This is a genomic window from Pseudomonas deceptionensis (genome assembly GCF_900106095.1).
GTDB classification, from domain to species: Bacteria; Pseudomonadota; Gammaproteobacteria; order Pseudomonadales; family Pseudomonadaceae; genus Aquipseudomonas; species Aquipseudomonas deceptionensis.
The window spans coordinates 3,002,460-3,024,569 of record NZ_FNUD01000002.1; the positions used below are offsets into that span (position 1 = coordinate 3,002,460).

The 22,110-nt window shown below is 50.6% G+C and carries 21 protein-coding genes and 6 pseudogenes; 16 read left to right on the forward strand and 11 right to left on the reverse strand.

Features of this window, described 5'->3' with window-relative positions; translation table 11 throughout:
* Positions 1 to 142: 142 nt before the first annotated feature.
* Positions 143 to 2,116 carry an acyltransferase family protein gene (locus tag BLW11_RS13765; protein ID WP_074836790.1) on the forward strand — a complete coding sequence of 658 codons (1,974 nt, stop codon included), beginning with the start codon at positions 143 to 145 and terminating at the stop codon, positions 2,114 to 2,116.
* Between the two features lie 207 nt (positions 2,117 to 2,323).
* Positions 2,324 to 2,589: pseudogene (locus BLW11_RS13770) on the forward strand (transposase domain-containing protein); the annotation flags it as partial.
* A gap of 42 nt (positions 2,590 to 2,631) precedes the next feature.
* On the opposite strand, the pseudogene BLW11_RS23825 reads toward BLW11_RS13770, so the two are convergent.
* Both BLW11_RS23825 and BLW11_RS23830 read right to left on the reverse strand, forming a co-directional pair.
* Positions 2,632 to 2,866 (reverse strand): annotated as a pseudogene (locus BLW11_RS23825) (transposase); the annotation flags it as partial.
* Between the two features lie 33 nt (positions 2,867 to 2,899).
* Positions 2,900 to 4,024 (reverse strand): hypothetical protein, encoded by a 1,125-nt coding sequence (locus BLW11_RS23830; RefSeq protein ID WP_139272546.1) that lies wholly within the window; start codon positions 4,022 to 4,024, stop codon positions 2,900 to 2,902.
* A 495-nt stretch (positions 4,025 to 4,519) separates the two neighbouring features.
* Between BLW11_RS23830 and BLW11_RS13790 the strand changes: the two genes are divergently transcribed.
* A complete protein-coding gene (locus BLW11_RS13790) occupies positions 4,520 to 5,029 on the forward strand; it encodes a glycoside hydrolase family 24 protein (RefSeq protein WP_048358220.1) in 510 nt (169 codons plus the stop codon).
* Entirely contained in the window at positions 5,026 to 5,526 is a 501-nt protein-coding gene (locus BLW11_RS13795) for a lysis system spanin subunit (RefSeq protein ID WP_048358219.1), read from the forward strand. Before BLW11_RS13790 ends, BLW11_RS13795 begins: the two co-directional genes overlap by 4 nt.
* Before the next feature lie 10 nt (positions 5,527 to 5,536).
* Here the strand turns inward: BLW11_RS13795 and BLW11_RS13800 are convergent, their stop codons facing one another.
* The 3 genes from BLW11_RS13800 to BLW11_RS13810 all read right to left on the reverse strand — a co-directional run bounded on the left by BLW11_RS13800 (position 5,537) and on the right by BLW11_RS13810 (position 7,839).
* Positions 5,537 to 5,947 carry a hypothetical protein gene (locus tag BLW11_RS13800; protein ID WP_053069516.1) on the reverse strand — a complete coding sequence of 137 codons (411 nt, stop codon included), beginning with the start codon at positions 5,945 to 5,947 and terminating at the stop codon, positions 5,537 to 5,539.
* A gap of 598 nt (positions 5,948 to 6,545) precedes the next feature.
* Positions 6,546 to 7,595, reverse strand: coding sequence for a tyrosine-type recombinase/integrase (locus BLW11_RS13805; protein WP_048358217.1), 1,050 nt, complete (start codon positions 7,593 to 7,595; stop codon positions 6,546 to 6,548).
* A 1-nt stretch (position 7,596) separates the two neighbouring features.
* A complete protein-coding gene (locus BLW11_RS13810; protein ID WP_048358216.1) occupies positions 7,597 to 7,839 on the reverse strand; it encodes a DUF4224 domain-containing protein in 243 nt (80 codons plus the stop codon).
* A gap of 567 nt (positions 7,840 to 8,406) precedes the next feature.
* On the opposite strand from BLW11_RS13810, the gene BLW11_RS13815 reads away from it, so the two are divergent.
* Positions 8,407 to 8,934 carry a YajG family lipoprotein gene (locus tag BLW11_RS13815; protein WP_048359471.1) on the forward strand — a complete coding sequence of 176 codons (528 nt, stop codon included), beginning with the start codon at positions 8,407 to 8,409 and terminating at the stop codon, positions 8,932 to 8,934.
* A 150-nt stretch (positions 8,935 to 9,084) separates the two neighbouring features.
* Here BLW11_RS13815 and ssb read toward each other — a convergent pair.
* Positions 9,085 to 9,447: pseudogene (gene ssb, locus BLW11_RS13820) on the reverse strand (single-stranded DNA-binding protein); the annotation flags it as partial.
* A gap of 11 nt (positions 9,448 to 9,458) precedes the next feature.
* On the opposite strand from ssb, the pseudogene BLW11_RS13830 reads away from it, so the two are divergent.
* Positions 9,459 to 10,596, forward strand: a pseudogene (locus tag BLW11_RS13830) (IS3 family transposase).
* 3 nt (positions 10,597 to 10,599) lie between these two features.
* Positions 10,600 to 10,875: pseudogene (locus tag BLW11_RS24070) on the forward strand (NUDIX hydrolase); the annotation flags it as partial.
* A gap of 119 nt (positions 10,876 to 10,994) precedes the next feature.
* Here the strand turns inward: BLW11_RS24070 and BLW11_RS13840 are convergent.
* Positions 10,995 to 11,894: a LysR family transcriptional regulator gene (locus BLW11_RS13840; protein ID WP_048358213.1), complete on the reverse strand. Its 900-nt coding sequence runs from the start codon at positions 11,892 to 11,894 to the stop codon at positions 10,995 to 10,997.
* Between the two features lie 111 nt (positions 11,895 to 12,005).
* Here BLW11_RS13840 and BLW11_RS13845 point away from each other — a divergent pair, with 111 nt between their 5' ends.
* The 8 genes and pseudogenes from BLW11_RS13845 to BLW11_RS13880 all read left to right on the forward strand — a co-directional run bounded on the left by BLW11_RS13845 (position 12,006) and on the right by BLW11_RS13880 (position 17,573).
* Complete coding sequence (locus BLW11_RS13845) at positions 12,006 to 13,085, forward strand: polyamine ABC transporter substrate-binding protein (protein WP_048358212.1); 1,080 nt, start codon at positions 12,006 to 12,008, stop codon at positions 13,083 to 13,085.
* Positions 13,086 to 13,095: 10 nt separating this feature from the next.
* A complete protein-coding gene (gene speB / locus BLW11_RS13850) occupies positions 13,096 to 14,061 on the forward strand; it encodes an agmatinase (RefSeq protein ID WP_048358211.1) in 966 nt (321 codons plus the stop codon).
* Positions 14,062 to 14,669: 608 nt separating this feature from the next.
* The gene (locus tag BLW11_RS23835; protein WP_277620417.1) at positions 14,670 to 14,846 is read left to right on the forward strand and encodes a phage tail assembly chaperone; all 177 of its coding nucleotides are present in this window, start codon (positions 14,670 to 14,672) and stop codon (positions 14,844 to 14,846) included.
* A 14-nt stretch (positions 14,847 to 14,860) separates the two neighbouring features.
* The gene (locus BLW11_RS13860) at positions 14,861 to 15,160 is read left to right on the forward strand and encodes a phage tail assembly protein T (RefSeq protein ID WP_206540729.1); all 300 of its coding nucleotides are present in this window, start codon (positions 14,861 to 14,863) and stop codon (positions 15,158 to 15,160) included.
* A 164-nt stretch (positions 15,161 to 15,324) separates the two neighbouring features.
* On the forward strand, positions 15,325 to 15,639 hold the full coding sequence (locus tag BLW11_RS13865) for a hypothetical protein (protein ID WP_048359468.1): 315 nt from the start codon (positions 15,325 to 15,327) through the stop codon (positions 15,637 to 15,639).
* Complete coding sequence (locus BLW11_RS13870) at positions 15,639 to 15,932, forward strand: helix-turn-helix domain-containing protein (RefSeq protein ID WP_048358209.1); 294 nt, start codon at positions 15,639 to 15,641, stop codon at positions 15,930 to 15,932. The genes BLW11_RS13865 and BLW11_RS13870 overlap by 1 nt, the downstream gene beginning before the upstream one ends.
* Before the next feature lie 408 nt (positions 15,933 to 16,340).
* Positions 16,341 to 16,931 carry a DUF3841 domain-containing protein gene (locus BLW11_RS13875; RefSeq protein ID WP_048358208.1) on the forward strand — a complete coding sequence of 197 codons (591 nt, stop codon included), beginning with the start codon at positions 16,341 to 16,343 and terminating at the stop codon, positions 16,929 to 16,931.
* 133 nt (positions 16,932 to 17,064) lie between these two features.
* Positions 17,065 to 17,573: pseudogene (locus BLW11_RS13880) on the forward strand (nucleotidyltransferase family protein).
* A gap of 159 nt (positions 17,574 to 17,732) precedes the next feature.
* On the opposite strand, the gene BLW11_RS13885 reads toward BLW11_RS13880, so the two are convergent.
* Complete coding sequence (locus BLW11_RS13885) at positions 17,733 to 18,335, reverse strand: hypothetical protein (RefSeq protein ID WP_048358207.1); 603 nt, start codon at positions 18,333 to 18,335, stop codon at positions 17,733 to 17,735.
* 221 nt (positions 18,336 to 18,556) lie between these two features.
* Between BLW11_RS13885 and BLW11_RS13890 the strand changes: the two genes are divergently transcribed.
* Positions 18,557 to 18,742, forward strand: coding sequence for a hypothetical protein (locus BLW11_RS13890; RefSeq protein ID WP_139272550.1), 186 nt, complete (start codon positions 18,557 to 18,559; stop codon positions 18,740 to 18,742).
* Positions 18,743 to 18,821: 79 nt separating this feature from the next.
* Here the strand turns inward: BLW11_RS13890 and BLW11_RS13895 are convergent, their stop codons facing one another.
* The 3 genes from BLW11_RS13895 to BLW11_RS13905 all read right to left on the reverse strand — a co-directional run bounded on the left by BLW11_RS13895 (position 18,822) and on the right by BLW11_RS13905 (position 21,924).
* Positions 18,822 to 20,138, reverse strand: coding sequence for an undecaprenyl-phosphate glucose phosphotransferase (locus BLW11_RS13895; protein WP_241486104.1), 1,317 nt, complete (start codon positions 20,136 to 20,138; stop codon positions 18,822 to 18,824).
* Positions 20,139 to 20,484: 346 nt separating this feature from the next.
* Positions 20,485 to 21,123: a helix-turn-helix domain-containing protein gene (locus tag BLW11_RS23640; protein WP_088500127.1), complete on the reverse strand. Its 639-nt coding sequence runs from the start codon at positions 21,121 to 21,123 to the stop codon at positions 20,485 to 20,487.
* Positions 21,124 to 21,213: 90 nt separating this feature from the next.
* A complete protein-coding gene (locus tag BLW11_RS13905; protein WP_048358203.1) occupies positions 21,214 to 21,924 on the reverse strand; it encodes a helix-turn-helix domain-containing protein in 711 nt (236 codons plus the stop codon).
* Positions 21,925 to 22,110 lie beyond the last annotated feature (186 nt).

Sequence of the window (22,110 nt, forward strand, 5' to 3'; positions counted from 1 at the left end):
GAATCCCATGAGATGCTAGGCCCTTTGCAGTAAGGGCTTGGCATTTGCGTGCGAGGCGACCAGAAATTCTAAGTTGTTTATGTTGGAAGAATTTACTTAAATGATAAATAGGAAGATTGTGCGCATGGATTTTCAATAAACTATGACTATTCATAATAAATCGATTGTTTACAGGCCAGAGATTGACGGCTTACGTGCCCTTGCAGTATTGCCCGTAATTCTGTTTCATGCCGGATTCGGGTTGTTTTCTGGAGGGTTTGTTGGTGTAGATATTTTTTTTGTTATTTCCGGATTTTTAATAACATCAATTCTTTTAAGGGAGTTTGAAGAGGGTAGGTTTTCAATTGTTGGGTTCTATGAGCGTAGGGCAAGAAGGATATTGCCGGCTCTATTTTTTGTGATTGCATGCTGTCTGCCAGTAGCTTTGATTTGGATGATTCCAGATGATCTGAAGAGATTAGGCCAAAGCTTGTTTGCGGTAATGACATTTTCATCAAACTTTTTTTTCTGGAAGAAAACTGATTATTTTAGTCCAGGTGCAGAGCAGCAGCCATTACTACATACATGGAGCTTGGCTGTTGAGGAGCAGTACTATGTGCTGTTTCCGTTGTTTTTGATTTTTTGCTGGAGATTTGGAAAGGCTAAACTATTTTGGGTTGTAGCGGTTGTTGCTTTATCTTCCCTGGCTTTTTCCGAGTGGGCTTGGAGGAATCAACCGATTGCTAACTTTTATCTCTTGCCATCCAGGGCCTGGGAAATGCTGGCGGGCTCTTTGTTGGCATTTATTCCCCCTGTAAAGTCCACTAGCTTGCGCAGGGGAATAATTGCAGAGGTTCTATCTCTGCTAGGGCTTTGTACGATACTGTTTTCTATCTTTGTATATGATGGAGACGTTCCTTTTCCCAGCTTATATTCCCTTGCACCCGTGGTCGGGGCTGCTCTATTGATTGCTTTTTCTTCGCGAGAAAATTTTGCCGGTAGACTGCTATCAAATAAATTTTTTGTTGGGATTGGGCTGGTCTCTTATAGTGCTTATCTATGGCATCAGCCATTGATAAGTTTTCAGATATTGATTCTGGATAGTAAGAATAAGTTTCTGAGTTTTTCAATTGTTTTAGCTTCGTTAATTTTGGCGTATTTCACATACAAATATATTGAAACTCCATTTAGAACAAAAAAAATAGCTGGCTCTAGAGGTTCGTTGTTTTTAACAAGCTCCAGCGCTATAGCTTTGGTTGCATTAATTGGCCTTGGGTTTCACTTTTCAAAAGGTGAAGTCGGGCTAAGCTATGCATTAGAAAAAGAAGCTATGACGCAGTTGGGGAATGATAGATGGCCCTATTGGGAGAACTCCGCTTGCAATGAGCGGTTTCCGTTCAAGGAGAAAGTGGGCGGCTGGTGGTTTTGCATGCTTAAGAAGGATGAAAAGCCTAACGTTTTCCTGCTTGGGAACTCCCATGCGAATGACTTATATCCAGCACTTGCAACAACCCCTGCGTTTGAAAGTTTGAATGTCCTGTCAGCTGGTACATGCAACTATCTTGCAGAGCCGCAGCCTGATAAGAAGTTGGGTGGGAATAATCCTTGTGCATCTGATGCGATTGTTAAACAGTTTGCATATACTACAAGCATTCTTGAGGTGGATCGGCCGGAATTTGTTTTTTTAAATACAAGCTACCCAAGAAATCTTTCAGCCTCTGAAGCTAAGGACTTTGTTAGAAGGGCAGAGCTAAGGGCAGAACAGATTATTGGTTACGGCCTTAAGCCGATTATAGTTTTGCCGCGACCCGTTCTTCATGAGTATCATGTTAAGTTTTGCTTGAATAGACCGATGGTTGGAAGGGTCAAAACCTGCTCGGTATCACAATCAGAAGCCATGTCTTATTTCTCGGAGTTGAGTTCTGAATTTAAAAAACTTGAGTCTTCAAATAAGGGGATTCATTTTTTAAGTCAGGAGAACTTCTTTTGCGATGGGTCTAAATGTGATTTTCTTAGGGGTGGGCTTCCATTAATTCGCGACGAGAAAGACGAGCATCTATCTAGCTATGGCTCGAAATTGTTTGGTTTGTATATAGCGGCATGGGCTAAGAATGAACTGCCGGCACTTGTGCGTTAGAATTTTTAGTTAGGCTAGCGGCAGTGTGTGGTGGCTCGATAGAACGGGGGGGGCTGAGTACGATAATTCCCCCCCGTCAGAAATAGAGGTCAGGCCACCAGGGTCAACTTCTGTTTAGGATGGGGTTGCCTCCTATCGTCAAGTTCGGGCGCTAGTGATTGTATGTTCGGATCCTGCGCGTGCCGTGGTCCCGAGTGTGCGCTTATGCTGGAACGTTACCTGGAAGCCGGTTTTTACCCATAGATAACAACCCCGGCTAACTAGCGATAAAACCGTTTGTTATTAGGCGCAAAGCCTGGCTGTTCAGCGACACGCCTAAAGGTGCGAGCGCGCAGTCGAGACCGCCAAGGTCAACGACCAGGGGCCCTATACGTGGCTGCGCCACGTACTGGAGCAGTTGCCTCATGCTTCATCGGTGGACGACTACGACGCCTTGCTGTCGTGGCAGCTACACACCACAAATTCCAAGATAGCTATAGATTCCCACCTTTTAAAGGTGGGATTCATGGACCGCTTACTTTCGGTTTTGAAGTTCTTTTCGGCGTGTATTTTTTAAGCCGCCGGTTCTCTGCCTCCAGCTCGCGCAAACGGGCCGTCAGCGAGGCGTCTATGCCGCCGAATTTGGTTCGCTACTATAGAGCTTGGCTGAACTGATGCCGTTTTCACGGCAGAGTTCTGGGACTGGGGTTCAAGCATCTGCTTGCTTGAGGAAGGTCATGATTTGACTGTCTTAAAACGCGATACCTTCACACGAGATTTTCAGGAACCTGGCTGGAGGAAATTCTACTTCTGATATCTGCTTTTTAGGTGGGATTGCCCATTTACAAACTTGTGATGCATATGTTGTTTTTTTGGTGCCAGATTTTTTTTATGATTTAACAGGTAAAAAGCGGCAATTAAGAAAATAAATACTTGAGGAGAAAAGTAACCTATGCTTCTTACAAAAAGCTCAACCGAAAATGAAATAATGATCCCGTAAGAAATTAGTAGCATGCTGTTTTCTCTCAATTGATTATTCAGCAAAATTTTCCTTACTGAACGCACACATTTAAAACAATAGAGGATATAGGCGATCATCAGATAGATGCCAAAATACCCCAGCTCCGCAACAACTTTTGCCGCAAGGAAACCACCATCATCCCGGTTTTGCTCGATATTCACATTGCCTGTGATTTTTGCAATCATGGAGGCATAGATAGAAGGCGGCTGTGTGCCTAACATCTGAAGCCCTAGCCCAAAACCATTGGTTCGAATGAGAGAGTTCTGGGCGTCCTGCAATCCTTGTAAGTAAACCAAGGCGGTCATATTGGAAGATTCGCTGGAAAGGGTTAAACGCCCCGTGAAGTACTCGTTGGACATGATTTTGTTCATGCCGAATGAAGCGAAAATAATAATTGCGGGGAATGCAAAAAGTACGGCTTTCGTCCGTAACGTCGAAATCAAGACCAAACTGGTAATTACTACGAAAGTTAAAAGCGTAGTGCTGGGGATAAGGAGAGAGATTGATGTAACAGCGGCTAGCGCTATGAGTCGTCTACTCCAGGAGTTGTTGGTTATCGAGTAAATTAATAAGAAGGCACCTAGGTACAAAGCGTAATGGCTAGGTTCTAGAAAAGGAAACATCGGCTGGCCATGCTTATATCCTAAGCTTTTACCGATTGAGTAAGAAGTGAATATATGCAGGAATCCTAAAAAAACCATAAAGTAAAATACGCAATGGCAGGATCTTAGTATGATTTTACTTTCGATTTTTTCAAGTTCGAAAGTTACAAGGTAAGCTGCTAATATATAAATACCTAGCGCTATAATTGAAGAGTAAGATTTTGGTTGCCATGTTCCCACAAGTAAGTGCTGTATTAAGAAATATAAAAATAGCAGTCCAGCACCATACGCAAGTTTTTTTTTCACTCTGAGCGTCTTTTTAAGTTGTCTCAGGCAAAGCAGTATGCATATTATCGAGCAGGCCATTGCTCCCGTTGAGAATGACTTGTTCTCTGAATTTATGGTTATTAGTGAGGGGAGAGCACCTACCATGAGCAAGAATAGGAAACTTATAATAAATTTGTAGTTTGTTACTAGCACTTTTAGGGCTCAAATAAAAATAAATCTACGGTTTTCGGCATAGCGCTAAATTAGAGATGGTCGCTAGCCGGGTGGGGTTTATGCCGTCCGGAATCTAAGGTCCGGTGATGAGCTTGTCAAGCCTGAATGCCCGGTCATGCTGATCTCTTAAGGGTTGTCGACTAATCCAAAGTCATCGTTTTTCGATCGTTTGAAGCGGTTTCGCAGAGCGATCAGACAGAGTTTCAGTGTTAATTGATCGCTCGTGACTCACCTGTTTATGTCTGTAAATGGTCATCACATGCCCGCCACTGCGCGGGCTTTTTTACGCATGGAGAAAATATGGCCAAAATTTCCGAATTTCTGGCAGGCAGCGAGAGCGTGCTTGCCTTCCTCGACACGATAGCCTGGTCTGAACTGGGTAGCGATTATCTGAAGCGGTCAGACGATGGTTACAACGTCATCGTGACTGGGGTTGATGGCAAGCTTGAATTATTCACTGACTACAAAGTGCATCCGTTCTCGGGTGGTCGGAAGTCCAAACAGATCAACAGCCGCGGACTCACCTCAAATGCTTCTGGTCGTTATCAGCAAATGTTAAGGGATTGGCCGCACTACCGCGATCTTTTGAAACTCCCGGATTTTGGCCCCGTCAGCCAGGACAGGCTCGCGATTCAGCACATCAGCGAGTGCAGGGCGTTACCTGACGTGATCGCGGGGCGAATCGAGCCTGCTATCGATAAATGCCGGAACATCTGGGCCAGCCTTCCGGGAGCGGGGTATGGCCAGCGCGAACATCGCATGCAAGACCTTCTTGCTGTTTACGCCCGGGCGCTGAAGGTGTTGGCGTGAGTCCGGCCCGCTGGCTGGGCCTTGCGCTGCTGCTGGCCATTGTTTGTTTTGCTACATGGAAAGTGGACGCCTGGCGCTACGGCAAGCAGTTGGCTGACTTGAATGCAGAGCATCAAACCGAACTAACCCGTCTAACTAACGCCAACTCCGCGCTGATTCTTCAGGAGCAGGACAAGCGCATAGCCCTGGAGCAGTGGCTGGCAGCCAGTGACCAAGTCCATTACCGAGCCCTTTCCGATGAGAGAACCATACAAGCTCGCCTACGCGATCGCATTGCTACTGCTGATCTGCGGTTGTCAGTCCAACTCGATGCCGCTGCCACAACTGATTGTGGCGGAGTGCAAGCCACCACCGGCACCGGCGGCGTGGTTCATGGAACCCGTAGAGCCCAACTTGACCCAGCGCATGCTCAACGAATTATCGGAATCACCAACGACGGCGATCAGGGACTGATCGCTCTGCAGGCATGCCAAAGCTATGTACGCCTCATCAAGTGAGTTTCTGGGCTTACACCGGTATTAGCGCTACAAGGAAATCAGCGCCGTTGGGATAATCCTTTCGGTACTTAGCTACCATATTGCTCTCATCGAGGTCGTACCAAGGATCCATCCATCCATTTGGTGTCTTAAGAATATAGTGCTCGTATTTGTAGCGTGACTCTCCTCCGATACAAACAATCGTCCCTTCGGAAGCAGGTACGGCAGGGTCCCAGTCAGCAATTACTTTGACACCTTCAGCCTGTAGAGCGAGTGCTATGTGGTGAAGCTCGAGGCCGTGTGGCTTGGCATTGACCGATCGCCCTTTAATATCCTCTACGAGTTTCTTTGCCTCTCGATAGGTAACCCCCAGAAGCGATGCTACACAGGCTGCTCCGCAGCCCCACTCATCCTCTTGTGACACCAGATCATATTGCTTCACAAATTTGTCCTTAATGGCTGATTGGTTCTGTTGCGAGGAACTGCTTTCGTACCCTTGAGGGTTATAGGTCTTTTCTTCTTTTTTTGCACACTTGAATGGTTTTTGCAGGCAGGGATTGTTCGTTCGGCAGGCCGCCGGGGAGGGGGCTTAAAACCGTGCGTGACTCTCTCACGTACCTATCCGCATCTCTGGCGATTCGATTGCAGCGAGCGCCAGAGATAGCGGCCATGTTTAAAGGGTTTGCAATGCCATTACGGGCATGGGGTGCTAGGCGGGTGGGCACAATGCCCTGGTCCTTATTCATCCTGCAGAGCGCTGTAAAATTGATGATTTTTTGGGTCCATAACCTAAGACCGAGCCTAGACGGGATGCGGCCTACAAGGCATAGGAAATCTCCTACTAATGGAACATAAAATAGGCTATAGGCTACGGTTATAAAGAACTTCAGACCCGGCTTGCAAATCCGCCCACGCCGGTTCGATTCCGGCTTCGGCCTCCACATTCGAAAGCCCCGTAGACCTTGGTCTACGGGGCTTTTTTATGGCTTCGAAAAAGTGAAGAGTTCCGAAACTTTTGGGGGTGGAGTTCCGAAACTATTCTATTTCGAGGGTTTTGCGATAGCGCCGACACGGCGATAAACGCGCTCAGTGATCCCTTCCTCCGAATGCCCCAGCAACAGGCTGGCGTCCGCCACACTCACGATCTCCGAAGCGGCCTTTGGCCGAATGTCCCTGAACTGAAAACACGCAATCTGCGCCGCGAATTCGGTTTGTTTGCCAGCAATCGCTTTGAGTCGCGCAGTCTTGCGGGCGTCATCCCAGCGATTGCGCAGCATCTCCTGCGATACCCGCTTGCCGTATTGATTGAGAATAAAGTGCAGCGATATGTGCTTTTTATTGCGCTCAATCATGCGTTCGATCAGCAGGCCCAGGCTGTTAAGTTGGCCATCCATCCTCAGCAGGATTCTCAGGCGCTTGCCGGTTTTACCTTGCTTGACCAGTAAAAAATCACCATCGATATCATCCTGACGCATTGCCAGAACATCGGCCGGGCGCTGGCCAGTCAGGTAAGCCAGGTCCATCGCTTCTTTAAGTTCAGGTACAGCCTCTGCATAGACCGCAGCCCAAACAGCATCAGTGGCGTAATAGTCACGAGGCCGCTCTTTGTTTTTACGGATGCCCAGGCAGGGGTTGGCCTTTTCCGTGAGGCCCCATTCCCGGGCAGTATTGAAAATATGCGAGAGCAGGGCTATTTCCCGATTGGCGCGAGTTTTTGCGGAGCGCTTGTCGCGGTACTGCGCAATCATCACCGGGGTGATCGCATCGATGGGGGCGTCATCAAACACCGCGCTGAGCTTACGCAGTTCGGCAAAATTGTCCTTTTGGGTGCGCGGCGCTTTCTTCGGCAGAATATCGCGTACATAACGGGCAAAAATGCCTTTCATGGTGCGCAGATCCAACGGCTTTTCCTGGGACTCCAGCTCGGCCCATTTCAAGCGGGCAAGATCAAAATCCGTACCCAGCGAGATCTCTTTGCCTGACGGTGTTTGGTAGTAATAACCGATCCAGATCTTGCCGCTTTTGCGTTTCCGTTTCCGCCTGTACACATTGGGTGGCAGATCCCGGTTCTCTGTTTTTCTGGGGCGCATATCAGCTCACCTTGGAAAAATCAGGCGACCATGCCGGTGTTGCAGGTGCTGGCTGTGGTTCGGTCCTGGTTGGGAAGGGGATGCCCAGTTTCATGCGCGCATAGTCGCGCGCCACCAGCGGGCGACCTCTGCGGCTCTCGACGTAGTGCCACAGATGATCTTCCAGCCAGCGACGTTGAAATCCAGTGGACTTGTAGCCCGTGATTTCGATGAGTTCTTCGTGGGTGAGGAGTTCGCTCTCCATTGGGGGTTCCCTCTTATAGTGACGTGGGGAATCAGTACTCTGCAGGTGAAGGTGCTTGTGCTTTCTACTGCACGATTCGCTCGCCCAGCAACTGCATCTACCAGTGCCACGTTTTTGATGGTGGTTAGACCGCGAGGGTTGGCAAGACCTTCGCTCATTCCAGAAGCACTGAGCGACTGGCTGAACGTGCCCCCGACCAGAAAGTCAGGTGCCGTGATTTTTCCGCTTAGCACCTCAACGTTGATTTTTTTCATACCGCCGACATTAGGGGGGATTGGTGAGAACGAATCGCTGAAGGAAGCAGTTCGATCTCGAAATACCTAGTGGCGTATATGCTCAGCGGACGCCAATTAGCTTCTATGCAGCTACCAATACTTCCGTAAGTGATGGGCATGATTGATCCTCGCCAGTCTGTGCAGCTTGATAGATTCAAAATGTGCGAAGAGTGGCATTATGATATCATTCACGTGGTTGCGAACTTTTCGGTGGTTACCTGAAAGGCACAAGTCCAAGGTCAGGTATGTTGGCGTTGGGTTAACGAAGTTTGGATTGATAAGAGGTGTCTTTGTGAGAGCTTTGCTCCTGATAATTGCGTGCGTTGTTGTAACAGGTTGCTCTACCACACTTCCTGTTAATTATGTGGCTTCTCCATCGTTGAAAGGGAGCGGTACCGTTGCGGTTGGGAAGTTTGATTATGTTGCCTTCGAGAATGGTGATCGCGATGCCAATCAATTCCAGAAAGTCGTATCGATAGGGGAGATGTATATAGATAAAGACGTCAGCAAGTTAATGGCGGGTGCCTTGAATAAAGAGCTGATTGCATCAGGGTTTACAGTCGAAAACACTGGGGATCTGAAAATTTCCGGTGATATTGATAAGTTTCTCTATGACTGGACCGGCTTTACCGAAACAGACATGTATCTTGATGTCACCTATAAGGTCACGAAGTCTGGGAAACCTGTCTATTCAAAGTCATTGAAGTCGCACAAGGCTCTACCCAAAGTTCCTGGGTTTGAGTCTGAAGCCATCAGAGGGTTGTTGTCTGATAACATAGACCAGCTGTTCAGTGACCTCAGGGATGAAAACCTGTTGTAACTCCAATGTCTGGATGATACCGCTCCTGGCTGATATACGCGTGAGCGGTTGATGATGCATTAAACCAATAGCGGTGCTGTAAAGTTAAATGCTGTTCTGCATTGGTTAATTATCGTCTATGAATCACACACCGCTCTGCTATCCCTCCTTTAGCATCAATAGCGATCCCCGGGCATCTACCAGGATTTCGGTGGTAAACCGGCGGACGCTATCTTTCTGCCATTCCCGCGTGTGCAATTTTCCTTCGATATAAACCTGACCGCCTTTACGCAAATACTCCCCTGCAATCTCGGCTACTTTCCCCAACAGCACGATCCGGTGCCATTCCGTGCGCTCGACCTTTTCGCCGGACTTTTTGTCGGTCCATTGTTCGTTGGTGGCCAGGCTGAAGTTGGTCAGGGCGTTGCCATTGGGCAGGTAGCGGACAACGGGATCTTGTCCGCAGGTGCCGATCAGGATGACTGAATCGCCCCGGGTTTCGTAGACACCTCTTTGCCTTAAACTGAGGCCAATTAGGAGGTGCCATGAGCAACCCGCGTTACCCCGAAGAATTCAAAATCCAAGCAGTCAATCAAGTGACCGAAAAGAAGCTGCCTGTCGCTGATGTAGCGGCGCGTCTCGGCGTGTCGACGCATAGCCTCTATGCCTGGATAAAGCGCTACAGCAAACCTCAAGAAGAACGGCAGCAGGATGATGATCAGCACGCTGAACTGCGTCGTCTGCGAGCGGAACTCAAGCGCGAGACATATTAAAAAAGGCCGCCGCGTACTTTGCCAAGGAGTGCGGTTGAAGTACGCCTTTATCAAACAGCAAGCCGGCGACTATTCCATTCGACGGCTATGCCTGACGCTGAAAGTCCATCCCAGCGGTTATTACGCCTGGTTGTCTGAGCCGCAATCTGCACGCGCTAAAGACGACCAGCGACTACTGGGTTTGATCAAGCATTCATGGTTGGAGAGCGGAGGCGTTTATGGCTATCGTAAAATCCATGACGATCTGCGCGAGGTCGGTGAGGATTGTGGTCGTCATCGTGTGGCGAGGCTGATGCGTCTTGAAGGTCTCCGTTCTCAGACAGGTTATAGACGCCGCCCTGGAAAGTACGGCGGTAAGCCAGCGGTCGCCTCACCCAATTTGCTGAAGCGCCAGTTCGATGTCGTGGAACCCAACAAGGTTTGTGTCACCGACATCACCTACATTCGTACGTATGAAGGCTGGTTGTATTTGGCGGTGGTGCTAGATCTGTTTTCTCGTCAGGTCGTTGGCTGGTCAATGAAGTCGCAAATGACCAGTGATTTGGCCATTGATGCGTTATTGATGGCGGTTTGGAGGCGTAAACCGAAGCAAGAGGTGATGGTTCATTCCGACCAAGGCAGCCAGTACAGCAGCTCCGATTGGCGCAGCTTTTTGAAAGCGAACAATCTGGTTGCCAGTATGAGTCGCCGAGGCAACTGCCATGATAACGCCGTGGCCGAGAGCTTTTTCCAACTTCTGAAACGGGAACGGATCAAGCGAAAAATATATACCGTGCGGGAAGATGCTCGTAGTGATGTGTTCGATTACATCGAGATGTTCTACAACGTAAAACGCCGCCATGGTTTCAACAATCAGCTGTCACCGGTAGAGTTTGAAAAGCGTTACGCAATGAGCTTGCAAGGTGTCTAGAGAATCCGGGGCGATTCAGTTGTAGGGCCTGTGGCAGATCGAAGGTTTTCATTGCTCCTCCCCAGCGGCGAGATGGTACTGGCGGTTGAGCAGTATTTCGTCGTGTACGCGCAGAATCAGACCATTTCTAGTTCCGAATGGACCTTACACGAGGCTCAGGTCATGGCAGATCATCACTGGTGGTCCGCTCACGAGCTGAGATCTACTGGAGAAACGGTATGGCCAGAGGCGTTAGTGGAGATGCTGGTGGATGCAGGTGTCTTCAAACCGGCTGCGTAACCGTCACTGCAAATCCATATGCGTTTTTACACGCTCTGGGCCAAAAGCTGGCGGCCAATTTAGCAATGCAAGTCTTCTAGTCTCGACCTGCTTGTCTTATCCGCAGGTGTGAGCTTGAATCAGGTTTCTGCAAACGCTAGCTTCAAATCTTCCATTAGGGCGAGCTGCGCCTCACTGGGTTCGCGCCCGCGATGGTTGGCTAAATGAAATTGCACATTGAAACCCAGCGTTTCCGTACCAAGCGGTTGCACAAAACCGCGAGCTTGCCAGGGCTCGGCAATGTGGCGGGGCAGGTATCCGATGTGGGCACCCGAGAGAATAAAGGTCAAGGTACCTTCGATTTGTTCCGTACGGGCAGTGCTTTGGCGCGGGAGAAAAGGTTCGGCCGGGACACTGAAGCGGTAAGGGTGATGGACTCCGTCGCACGCCTCCAATTGAGCCTGGTTTGGGCTCTTCACACCAAATAACGGGTGACCCTTGGCGCAGTAAAGGCGTTGCTGCTCGTCGAACAGGGGTTGGTAATTCAAGGCTTGTTGATGCCCCGAAAAATAGCCGATCGCCAGATGCAACTGGTCTTGTAGCAGGCGCCTCTCCAGCTCGGCCGGCATGGCGCTGATCAACTCAATCTGGACCGCTTGCCGGCGCTTGCGAAAGTTGCCGATGGCATTGGCTACCCGCTCAAGCACATGTGAATCCAGCGCTTCCGACAAGCCGATGGACAATTCGCCCAGTAAGGTATCGGCCATGCCTTGGGTTTCACCCTTGAATTGGTCAATTGAGGCGAACAGCCTGCGTGTGGCTTGCAGCACCAGTTCGCCCTTGGGCGTTAATCGAAAGCCGGCTTTGCCGCGCTCGCACAGTCGGTAGCCAAGACGGGTTTCAAGCTTGGCCATCTGGGTGCTGATGGTTGATTGCCCTATGCGCAACGCACCCTGAGCTGCGCTGAAGCCGCCGCACTCCACCACGGTGACGAACAAACGCAGCAAATGCAGATCAAGGTCGCGTACCTGGCTGAGCATGGACATTCCAAACATTGATAGTTATGAATGCCAAGTTAGCATGCTTCATATTTATTTAAAGCATGGCATCTTCTAGGATCCAGTCACTGTTACTGGCGGAGGAGTGATCACATGCGTGCTTGGGTCGGTTTGTTGTGTCTGTCGCTGGGAGCAAGTGTCCAGGCTGCCGATAAAGAGTTAAGTATCTTTACTTGGGCAGAGTATGTGCCGGAGCAAGCGCTGCAGCGCTTCAAGGATAAGACCGGAATCAAGGTCACACTCGATGTGTTCTCTAGCGCCGATGAACAAGACAGCAAGTTGATGACCGGGCGCAGCGGGTATGACGTGGTTTTCCCCTCAGCCACGTCACTGGGGATGGCGATCAAGGCCAAGGCTTTGCGGGCGATTGACCCAGGGCAACTGCCGCATTACGCCAACCTGGATCCGGCGTTGCTGGCCAAGCTGGCTGCAGTCGATCCGGGTAACCGGTACGGGGTGCCGTACTCATGGGGCACGATAGGCTTGGGCATAAATAAGCAGGCTGTGCAAAAGCGCATTCCTGATGCGCCGCTCAACAGTCTCGACCTGCTGTTCAAGCCCGAATACGCCAGCAAACTGAAAGACTGCGGGATTGCGGTGCTGGACTCGCCGCAAGAAGTGCTCAGCATCGTCCTCAATTACCTGGGGCGTTCGCCCTACAGCAATGATCCGGCGGACCTGATGGAGGCCCAATCACTGCTCGGCAAATTGCAACCCAACCTGCGCTATGTAAACAGCAGCCGCCAAATCGATGATTTGGCCAAGGGCGAAGTGTGTCTGACCCTGGTCTACAACGGCGACGCAGGAACTGCCGCGGCAAGGGCGCGAGAAACAAAGCAGGCTTTCGAGGTGATTTATCGCATTCCGCGTGAAGGCACCTTGCTTTGGTTTGACACCATGGCAATCCCGGCCGACGCACCGCACCCCGAGGCAGCCATGGCTTTTATCGACTTCATGCTGCAGCCCGAGTCCATCGCCGAACTAACCAATAACCTGACGTACGCCAATGCCAATCAGGCGGCGACGGCACTGGTTAATCCCGCGATCACCGGCGATCCGGATATCTATCCGTCCCGGCAGGTACGTGAGCATTTGTTTACCGACAAGCTTCTGCCTTTGCGCGCGCAACGTGAACGCACGCGGGTGTGGAACACCTTCCGAACTAAAACCTGAGGAAACCAACATGGAAATCTTTCAAGGTAACGATCAGGCGATCACCCGTGAGAGTCTCTACGGCACGCATTCGGAAGCGACCTATGCCGGTGTGACCAGTTTTATGCGCCGCCGCTACAGTCGTGACCTCACCGGTGTCGATTTGGTGGTCAGCGGCGTACCGTTCGATACCGCGACCACTAACCGCCCCGGTACCCGGTTCGGCCCCCGGGCGATTCGTGCCGCATCGGTGCAGAGCGCCTGGGAGCGCCACTATCCCTGGACGTTTGATCCCTTTGATCACTTGGCCGTGATCGATTACGGCGACTGCGACTTCGACCACAGTCAGCCACAAAAGACCCCGGCCGCTATTGAGGCTCATGCCGAACGCATCCTGGAGGCGGGTTGCGCCATGCTGACCTTGGGCGGAGATCATTTCATCACTTATCCATTGCTCAAGGCACACGCCAAAAAGCACGGGCCAATCTCCCTGGTGCATTTTGATGCTCACAGTGACACTTGGCCTGATGCCGATGATAGCCAGCAGGGAATCAGTCACGGGACTATGTTCTACCACGCTGCCCGCGAAGGCCTGGTCGACCCGTCGCGCTCGGTGCAAATCGGCCTGCGCACCACCAATGATGACGTCATGGGATTCCAGGTGATCGACGCGCGTGAGGTGCATCGAAATACGCCAGAAATCATTGCCGAAATGATCCGTGCCAGAGTAGGGGATAGCCCGGTCTACCTGACTTTCGATATTGATTGCCTGGACCCGGCCTTTGCCCCCGGCACTGGCACCCCTGTATGCGGTGGATTGACCACTCACCAGGCTCTGGAAATCCTGCGGGGCTTGTGCGGCATCAACTTGATCGGCATGGATGTGGTGGAGGTATCACCACCTTACGACCATGCTGAAGTGACTGCATTAGCCGGTGCAACCATTGCGATGGAGATGGTTTGCCTATACGCGGCCCGACACAAGATCAAGGCGTAAAGCCAAGAAGTATCTGGTCTCCCTTAAAAACCACTGTCTTGATCCGTCATGGTGTTGGGTTTTAACAAACGGAAGGGGAGCAGCTTGGGTTTCATCGGGACTGTCGAGTTATCTACTTTTGTGAAAGTGGACTGATTTATCCCTTTCTTTTCGTTCGGCAGGACGCTGCAGGAGGGAGGAAATCAGTTCCGCACCCAAAAAGTAAACCTTGACTCACCTGAGTCGCAGTCCCATAAATATATTGCGTACGCTGGATTAAAATTAATGTAAGTACATGATTTATAAAGTAATTATAATGGATTTCAAATCCGCTCACGCTGGTTCGATTCCGGCTTCGGCCTCTACATTCGAAAGCCCCGCAGATCTCGGTCTACGGGTTTTTTTTATGCCTGCGAGTTGAGGATCGCTTCCGCAACTTTTTGGATCAGTTCCGCAAGTGCCAGTTTTTCGCGTGTGATTGGAGAGGTTCTCGGGAGGTGGGCTTCCATCAATTGCGCGAACGGTGCTTTTAGCTTGAGTAGTCCGCTTATGGGCTGAGCCCGCACGCGGAAGAGGGGCAGAGTGATCCGGCCCTCGATATTTTCAGCACGCCCCTGTATGCCTTCGTCCTGGCCCGCACCTTGTTTGAACCGCCGGGGCAGCGAATTTTCACTGACGACGATGTACCCGAACTGACTGAGGCCTACAGCCAGGTCCATGACCGTCTGGTGGCCAGGGCGCTGGAATTGAGTGGCGTTGCTCTGGAAACCGTCAGCGACCCGGTAGACATGGCGGGAAACGGTTAAAGGAGGAGCCCGCGTTGGCGTTTCTGCTGACCTTGGCCCTCCGCTTGGGCAAAACATTGCAGGAAATATGTAACCAGATATCAGCCGAGGAGCTGTTCCTGTGGCAAGCCTACGACCGCGAATCCCCCTTGGGTGATCAACGCGCTGATGTGCTGGCTGCCATTGGCGCAGCCGCTTCATTTCAAGCCCAAGGCGCGAAGGTTACGGCACTGGATTTACTGCCCACATGGCGACTTGAACCACTGTGTGCTGATGACGAGGAAGAGGAGTTGCTTAAGAACTATCTGTCAGAGCGAGCTGACTTACAGCCTTGAAGGCGAGTGCTAGGTTCTGCGTTTTGGGTTCTTGAAGCATTTCCTGGATCGGCGGATCAAGGTGCTGGGGATGTTGAGAGAGCAGTGAGATAGGGGCGACTTTACGGGTGGAATTGCCCCTGTTTTATAATCCGACATACGCCAATGGCGGATAGTGGGTGAAGATGATATTTATTGAATCTCAGATCTTTACCGAAGACCTTCAAGGTTTGCTTTCAGATGACAGCTACCGTGAATTTCAGTGCTATCTGTCGGATCATCCTCATGCGGGTGATGTGATTCAAGGGACCAACGGTTTGCGCAAGATTAGTTGGGCCGCACAAGGTAAAGGTAAAAGCGGCGGTGTCAGGGTGATTTATTACCACCTTTGCGCGATGCAGCAGATTCGCTTGATCCTGATCTACCGAAAAGGCATCAAAGATGATCTCTCTCCGGCCGAGAAGAAAATATTGAGCGATTTGAATAAAGGGTGGCAGTGATGGAGAAAAATTTATTCAACCGTCTGGTCGAAAGCATGACCCAGATGGATGAAATTGATCGAGGTGAGCGCGCGCCCTCCCGCGAATTTCATGTCGATGCACTGCAAGTCAAAATGATTCGCCAAGCGACCGGGTTGTCGCAAGCCCGTTTTGCCAAGGCCATAGATGTCCCGATAGGCACTTTGCAAAACTGGGAGCAAGGGCGTCGTGAGCCTGAAGGGCCTGCAAGGGCATTATTGCGCGCCATTCACAATGATCCGGGGCATGTACTGGCAGCTCTCGAATATCGTTAACAGTGAATTGATCCAAACCAAAGGACGCGAAAGCGTCCTTTGTTGTTTTAGAACTTTCCCCGTCTTGGTTCCTGGAGCACCCCGTGCCCGGCAAAACGCTGCGATCACTGATAGTCATTGTCTCGGCGCAGACCGGTGCCTATCAGCGGGAGATGGCACGGGCAGGGAGGATGGGGCGCGATTAGGAGGCCTCAGCCTAGCCAGCATCGTCTACGATCTGGTCGACGGCAAACTGCCGGTCAGGCAACGCCAGGCCGATCGCAGCGGCCGCAAAGCTGTGCGCACCCAGCAGAGTGACCTCACCACCTAACCAGCAGGATCGACCTGCAAGCCCGGCCAGGCTAATCGTCCCGGCTTTTCAAATACGGGTACCTATTTATAATCCGCGGACATCACACCGGGAAGCCTGTGGATTTGGGATCACTAAACACGTTAACAGTCTGGACGTTCCAAACCGAGGTCCAGCTACAGACATTGCTGCGTGAAGGCCTGTTAGAGGGTGACTGGTCACACGTTTGCCCCAAAGAGAAGGCGGCGTACCACTTCATGTGCCGCGAAATGGCAGCCCGTGATTTGTCGTGCGCAGGGCGACCTCCGGTGTGGGGGTGGCATTCCTGTGGCGGCTACCAGCGAGCACCGGACGCCCTGGTAGCACGCCAGTTACTGAGCGACCACCAACTGATCGAGACGCCCATCGTGCTGTTGACGCTCGAGTGTCCAAGCGATCAGGTACTGAACTCGGATTACAACGCTTGGTGTGATCAGGTGTATTTCCCGCTATGTTCAAATGCAGCGTTCACCCCATCACCTGAAGCCCTGCAAGGGATATTCAAGCTCGACTACACGGCATTGGACGACGCGCCAGTTCAGGCTGTGTTGCCGAGCCTGCGGCGTGAGTGGTTGGTGGAGGCGCGAAAAGTGCACCTCGCCCCCTCCCGCGAAGTGGCTATCAGCGAGCCATGGCGACCGACGCCAAACATCCAAAGCAAGAACCCATGATGCAATGGTGTGGCAGCCGATTCGAACCAGCGGTTTTAGAGTGCAAGAGTGTCATGCTTTCGCTGCTGCCCCCGCTTTATGCTGGCCGCTACATTGGATAACAGCGTGTCGCACCACGCCCGAGGGCCAAAGAATGATATTGACACCCGAAAGCCTGGTCACAATTGCGATGAGCAACCCTGTCAACGTCCAGATTGCAGCGCGGTTGCCTTCCTTGGGGTTAAGCCAGTGCATGCTGACAGCGGGCTGCTTGTTCCAGGCGGTCTGGAACCATCATTCGAATCTGCCACCGGCAGCAGGCGTGAAGGATTACGACGTTTTTTACTTTGACACCGACCTGTCCCGGGAGGCCGAGAACGAAGTCATAAACGAAACCCGGCATCTTTTCCTGGATCTGGACGTCAAGGTTGATATCAAGAGTCAGGCCCGTGTTCACCTTTGGTACGGCGAGCGATTTGGCAGGGCTTATCCTCAACTTGAAACAACCATGGACGGTATTGATCGCTACCTTGTTGCGGGGACGTGCATTGGGTTGGACCCTGTAACAGGTGAGGTGTATGCGCCTTACGGATTGGAGGATGCAGGGCAGGGGGGGGGCTTCGCTCCAATCCCAAGAATCTCCAGCCTGACTTCCTCCATTAGCGCAACACATCACGACGCTCTGCCGAGGTGCATTTATCACATCTACGTTCAAACGCTTTGGATGTACCTGAGGGGCAAGTGGTACTAGGCCACATCACCTTTGTCGGGAGTGAGGCATCCTGGGGCAGGGAGCAGTTCATAAGACCACTCTTGCCATGCTCACTCGACAAGTTCAGGGGCTGCCTTTCTGGCGGCTTTGGGCTTTGCTGACAGGATGGGGTGAGGCAAGGGGCTCTCATTCAGGGTGTAAGGCGTTATGTCCCCTGATTGCCAGTTGTCGAGCCTGGCCATCTTTATCCTGACCCAAAGCGCATACCCGAAAAGCAGAGCGGCAGCCGCAATGCCAACCTGAATAGTGAACGTTTCCAGCAGGAGCACACCTTTTTGGGCATTGGCGCCGTACCAGGAGAAAACCGGAATCACCATCAAGGCCCATGCCGTAAACCAGGCCAGCAACCCTACAAGTAATGGCTTGATTGCAAACGAACGCAAGTTGCTGATTGAAGTGTTGTGCAGCACTTTGGGCTCGTCGGCAAAATGCTTTGCGGCGGCAACGATCAGTGCTTTGTTGAAGCCTGGATCGTAAAACCAGAGACGTGTTTTTGTAGTGTGACCAGAACCCATCAAGTAGTGATAAAGGTCGTTGGTCATAGCAAGGCGTTTGGTCTGGCGCCCGTTAATGCGCGCAGTGAATTCATCAATGTGAAAGTCAAAGCGTTTGAGGTCGGTTATTACACAGTCCGTATAGAAGAACTTCGGCACACAAAACATCCTGTTTGAGTGGTGGCTAACTTTAATTCGGGTGATATCATATGGCCATCCATGCTTTGTGTCGAGTCTGTTCAGACTACTTTTACCGAAATGGGGCATGAAGTTTTGGATGGAAAAATAGATATATTGACGTCAATAAAGTGACTGACTGTGATTGGTTAATTGAAAGGGATTTTATGAAGGTTTTGAGATATCTGATTTACGGATGCTTGGTGTTTATCGTGATGAAGTTGGGCTTCCTGATGTTAGGCATTATGAATGGCGGGCATGATACTGCCGGCGTTAAGTCGATAGCATCATTTGTGATGTTGCTGATGGTTCTTGTCCCTGTTTATATTGTGGCTTTTGTATTGAAGAAGATTTTTGCCAAGAAGTCTGACGAGGTAGGTGGCGAATAAGCCATGAGGGGAGGGCGCGCAGGGCGTCTGAAAGCTTGTCAGGCGGCTGTAAAAAAGCCCCCGGGAGGGGGCTTTGATATTAGTAAATATCTTTTGAGATCAAGGTAAGCGGGGTCTTGATCATGATTTTGATATCGAGCCACAGCGACCAGTTGTTGATGTAGTCGAGGTCGATTTCAACACGTTTCTGCATCTTTTCAATGGTGTCGGTTTCGCCGCGGCAGCCACTGATTTGTGCCAGGCCGGTGATGCCGGGTTTGATGCGGTGGCGTGCCATATAGGCGTGTATCTTGCCGGTGTAATAGTCGTTATGTGCAACAGCATGAGGGCGCGGTCCGACCAGTGCCATATCGCCATGCAGTACGTTGAACAGTTGCGGCAACTCGTCCAGCGAAGTGCGTCGAATAAAGCGGCCTACAGCCGTAACCCGGGAGTCATTGCGGCTGGCTTGTTTGACCTGCTTGTCGTCATGCACTTGCATCGAGCGGAACTTCCACACTTTTATGACCTTGCCGTTCCAGCCATGGCGATGCTGTTTAAACAGTATCGGGCCGGGTGACGACAACTTCACTGCAATGGCAATGATGGCAAGCAATGGGCTCAGGATAATAATGGCACCCAGGGAGAGCGAGCGCTCCATTAATGCCTTGCTTAGGGCTGCAGTTGGATAGCTGGTGAGCGGGCTTTCATTCAGATGGATGGCTGGGCGGCCACCGATTTCGCTGACTGAGTGATTAAGCAGCATCATGCTGTCCAGGTCCGGAACCCAGACTACATCGACATTCAAATCCAGCAGGTCGATATAAAGCGCTTCAATGCGCTGGGCTTCTTGCAGGGACAAGGAGATATAAAGCCGGCGGATATTGTGTTCGGTAATCAATGAGCGAAGTTGTGCGAGTTCACCCACAATCAGTGGGGAATTCCCACTGTCTTCAAAGGGGGAAGCACTAACGACGCCAATCAATGGGAAGTTGTTTTGCTGGATAAAGTTTTCGGCCAGTTTCAGGGCAACACCATCAGAGCCAATAATCAGGCTGTTGTAGTGGTGGTTGTTACGCTGGTGATAAAACTTGGACAGTCTATGCAGTATCAAATACGGGGGTAATTGAATCAGGTAGCCCAGCAAAGCCCAGCTGATAAGGGTTTCACGGGAAAACAGCTCACCCGACTTGGTGATGAATCCAATGGTGCTCAGGCAGGTGAGCGTCAGGGTCCAGCCGAGCAGTAAACGGATTGCGCCATTAAACGCCTTGTGTCTTTTATAGTAGACATGAGTGGCAGAGTAGGCGGGTACTGACACCAGTAATGTGAGGATGGCGAGCACGCGATAATGAAAGTCGATGGTGCCAAACTTGGTGTAGACCAATGCCAATAACAGTGCGATGACAAACGTCATGGCAATGGACCACTGCCCCCAAAAAGTAAGCCCTCTGGCCACGGTTTTTCGATCTAGACGTGTATGTATCAAGGTAGCAGCCTTGTGATAAGTGCTTGACTATATGAGAGTGGCTGGCCAGTTTAAGGTTCAACACTCTTTTGCGCAGGCTTCGTGGAGTAGTGGCGCTGTAATGGCCGCACGAACCATTGATAATAAGGGTTATTTGCAATAGGCGTTCGACGATTTATAACAACGCAGCTTTAGGGGGTTGTTATTTTCAATAAAGTAGAAAGCTACAAGCGTGAGCGTGTCTAATTAATGGCCATATGCCGGTATTTGTTGGCTGTTAGAGGCTATATGCCACTTAGTCAATAACTTGTACAACTTGCACCAAACAATACCCTCGGTTACGCACCGAGCGGAACAGGCGTTCACCAAAGGCATCTCTAAACTTGCTCTGTAGTCGGCTTAGGCACATTTCCAGGCCGCTATAGGTGCTCGGGGTTTTATTGATGCCGAGAATGAGTTCTTGTTTGCTGCAAATACGCTCATCGTTGCAGGACAGCGTTTTGATCAGCAACGATTCAATGCTTGTAAGCTGGATACACTCAGTGCTGTTGCACAATACCTGTTCGGCAAAACAAAAAGACCAGATATCAGGGCTGCTCGAGTACCGGGACACTATGTTGTGGCTGGGAGTCAAGGTTGGTTTCAAGGTCGGAATGGTAGTAAGGCCTGATGAGTAGAGGTGATTATTCAAAATATAAGGCTTTTTTAGCCTTATCAGGTTATGCAATACGCTGGCGTTTTTGTTGGCAGTCATCAATCCAGGCTGTGTATTTACCCAGTGCCCCCAAGAGGCAAGATGGTGTCCGGTAGAAGCATCAGCCAGATAACCTGCTGGTCGATGGGTGCTTGCAGCCTGCGGCGCACTACTATACTGCGCCGTTAAATAGTCATTGGCAGGGCTTGCAGAGCTGGTAAAACTCAGTGTTAGCTTCATACGTCAACGTCTCCATTCGTCAGTGTTCGTCTGGTGCCAATCGGCGAACTACAGCGGCCTGCTGTGCAGTGCATGAAGTTACGGTTGTAATCAATATTGTCCGGTGACCGTGCCACGTCGCAGGCGATAACCAAATGCGCGAACACTGACAATCAGCTCGAGGTTATAGGCTTTTTTAATCTTTGTTCTTAAGCGGCTTATGGTTTTTTCCAGCGCTCGAGGGTCATAAAACACGATATTTGGGTCCAGAGTTTTGGCAATGCTGTCCTGGCTCAATACATGCTGCGGTGCCTGTATAAGGGCATCAATAATCGTCATTTCAGTATAGGAAATTTCAAGCTTGCTGCTGGCGCTACTTAATAAAAGCCGCGTGCGATCGAGGGTCAACTGAGTGGTTGTTTTCCAGTGTGAATCTGCCAGGGTGCGCGATAGCAAAACCGACTGATCCAGGGGGGCGGCAGGCAACTTTATACAGTAATCAGCCCCTGCAAGATAATAGTTGATACTGGTAAATGACTTGCTGTGGGTCACCAGTATGAATATGCAAGTGAGCTGATTACTCAAGCGTATATGCTTTACCAGTTCCAGGCTGTCGTTGATATTATCCGGTGTATCAACCTCAATAAAAACAGCCTCTGCCTTGCTAAAATCACAGTTCAGGTTTTTCGTAATCACTGAGGCGTCAATATGCCTCACGCCAGAGGTGATGAGCTGTTCTATATCCTCGACCAGCGCATTGCTTTTTGCAAAATTGAACGCTATTGGGGTCTGATTGTCGGTCCTGCATCCTGCGAAAAGCATATCACCTAACCCAAATACTCAGAGGCCGTAGGATTTTGCCATATAAGCCAATATGAAAACCGACATTTTATAACAATTGGCATTCAGGGTGCGATTCTTATTGCCAAACGCCAAGCTTGCAGATATCGAAGGTCGATTTGCTCATGAGTGCAAGCTCTGCAAAAGTGAAAGGCGTCTGTTATTTCA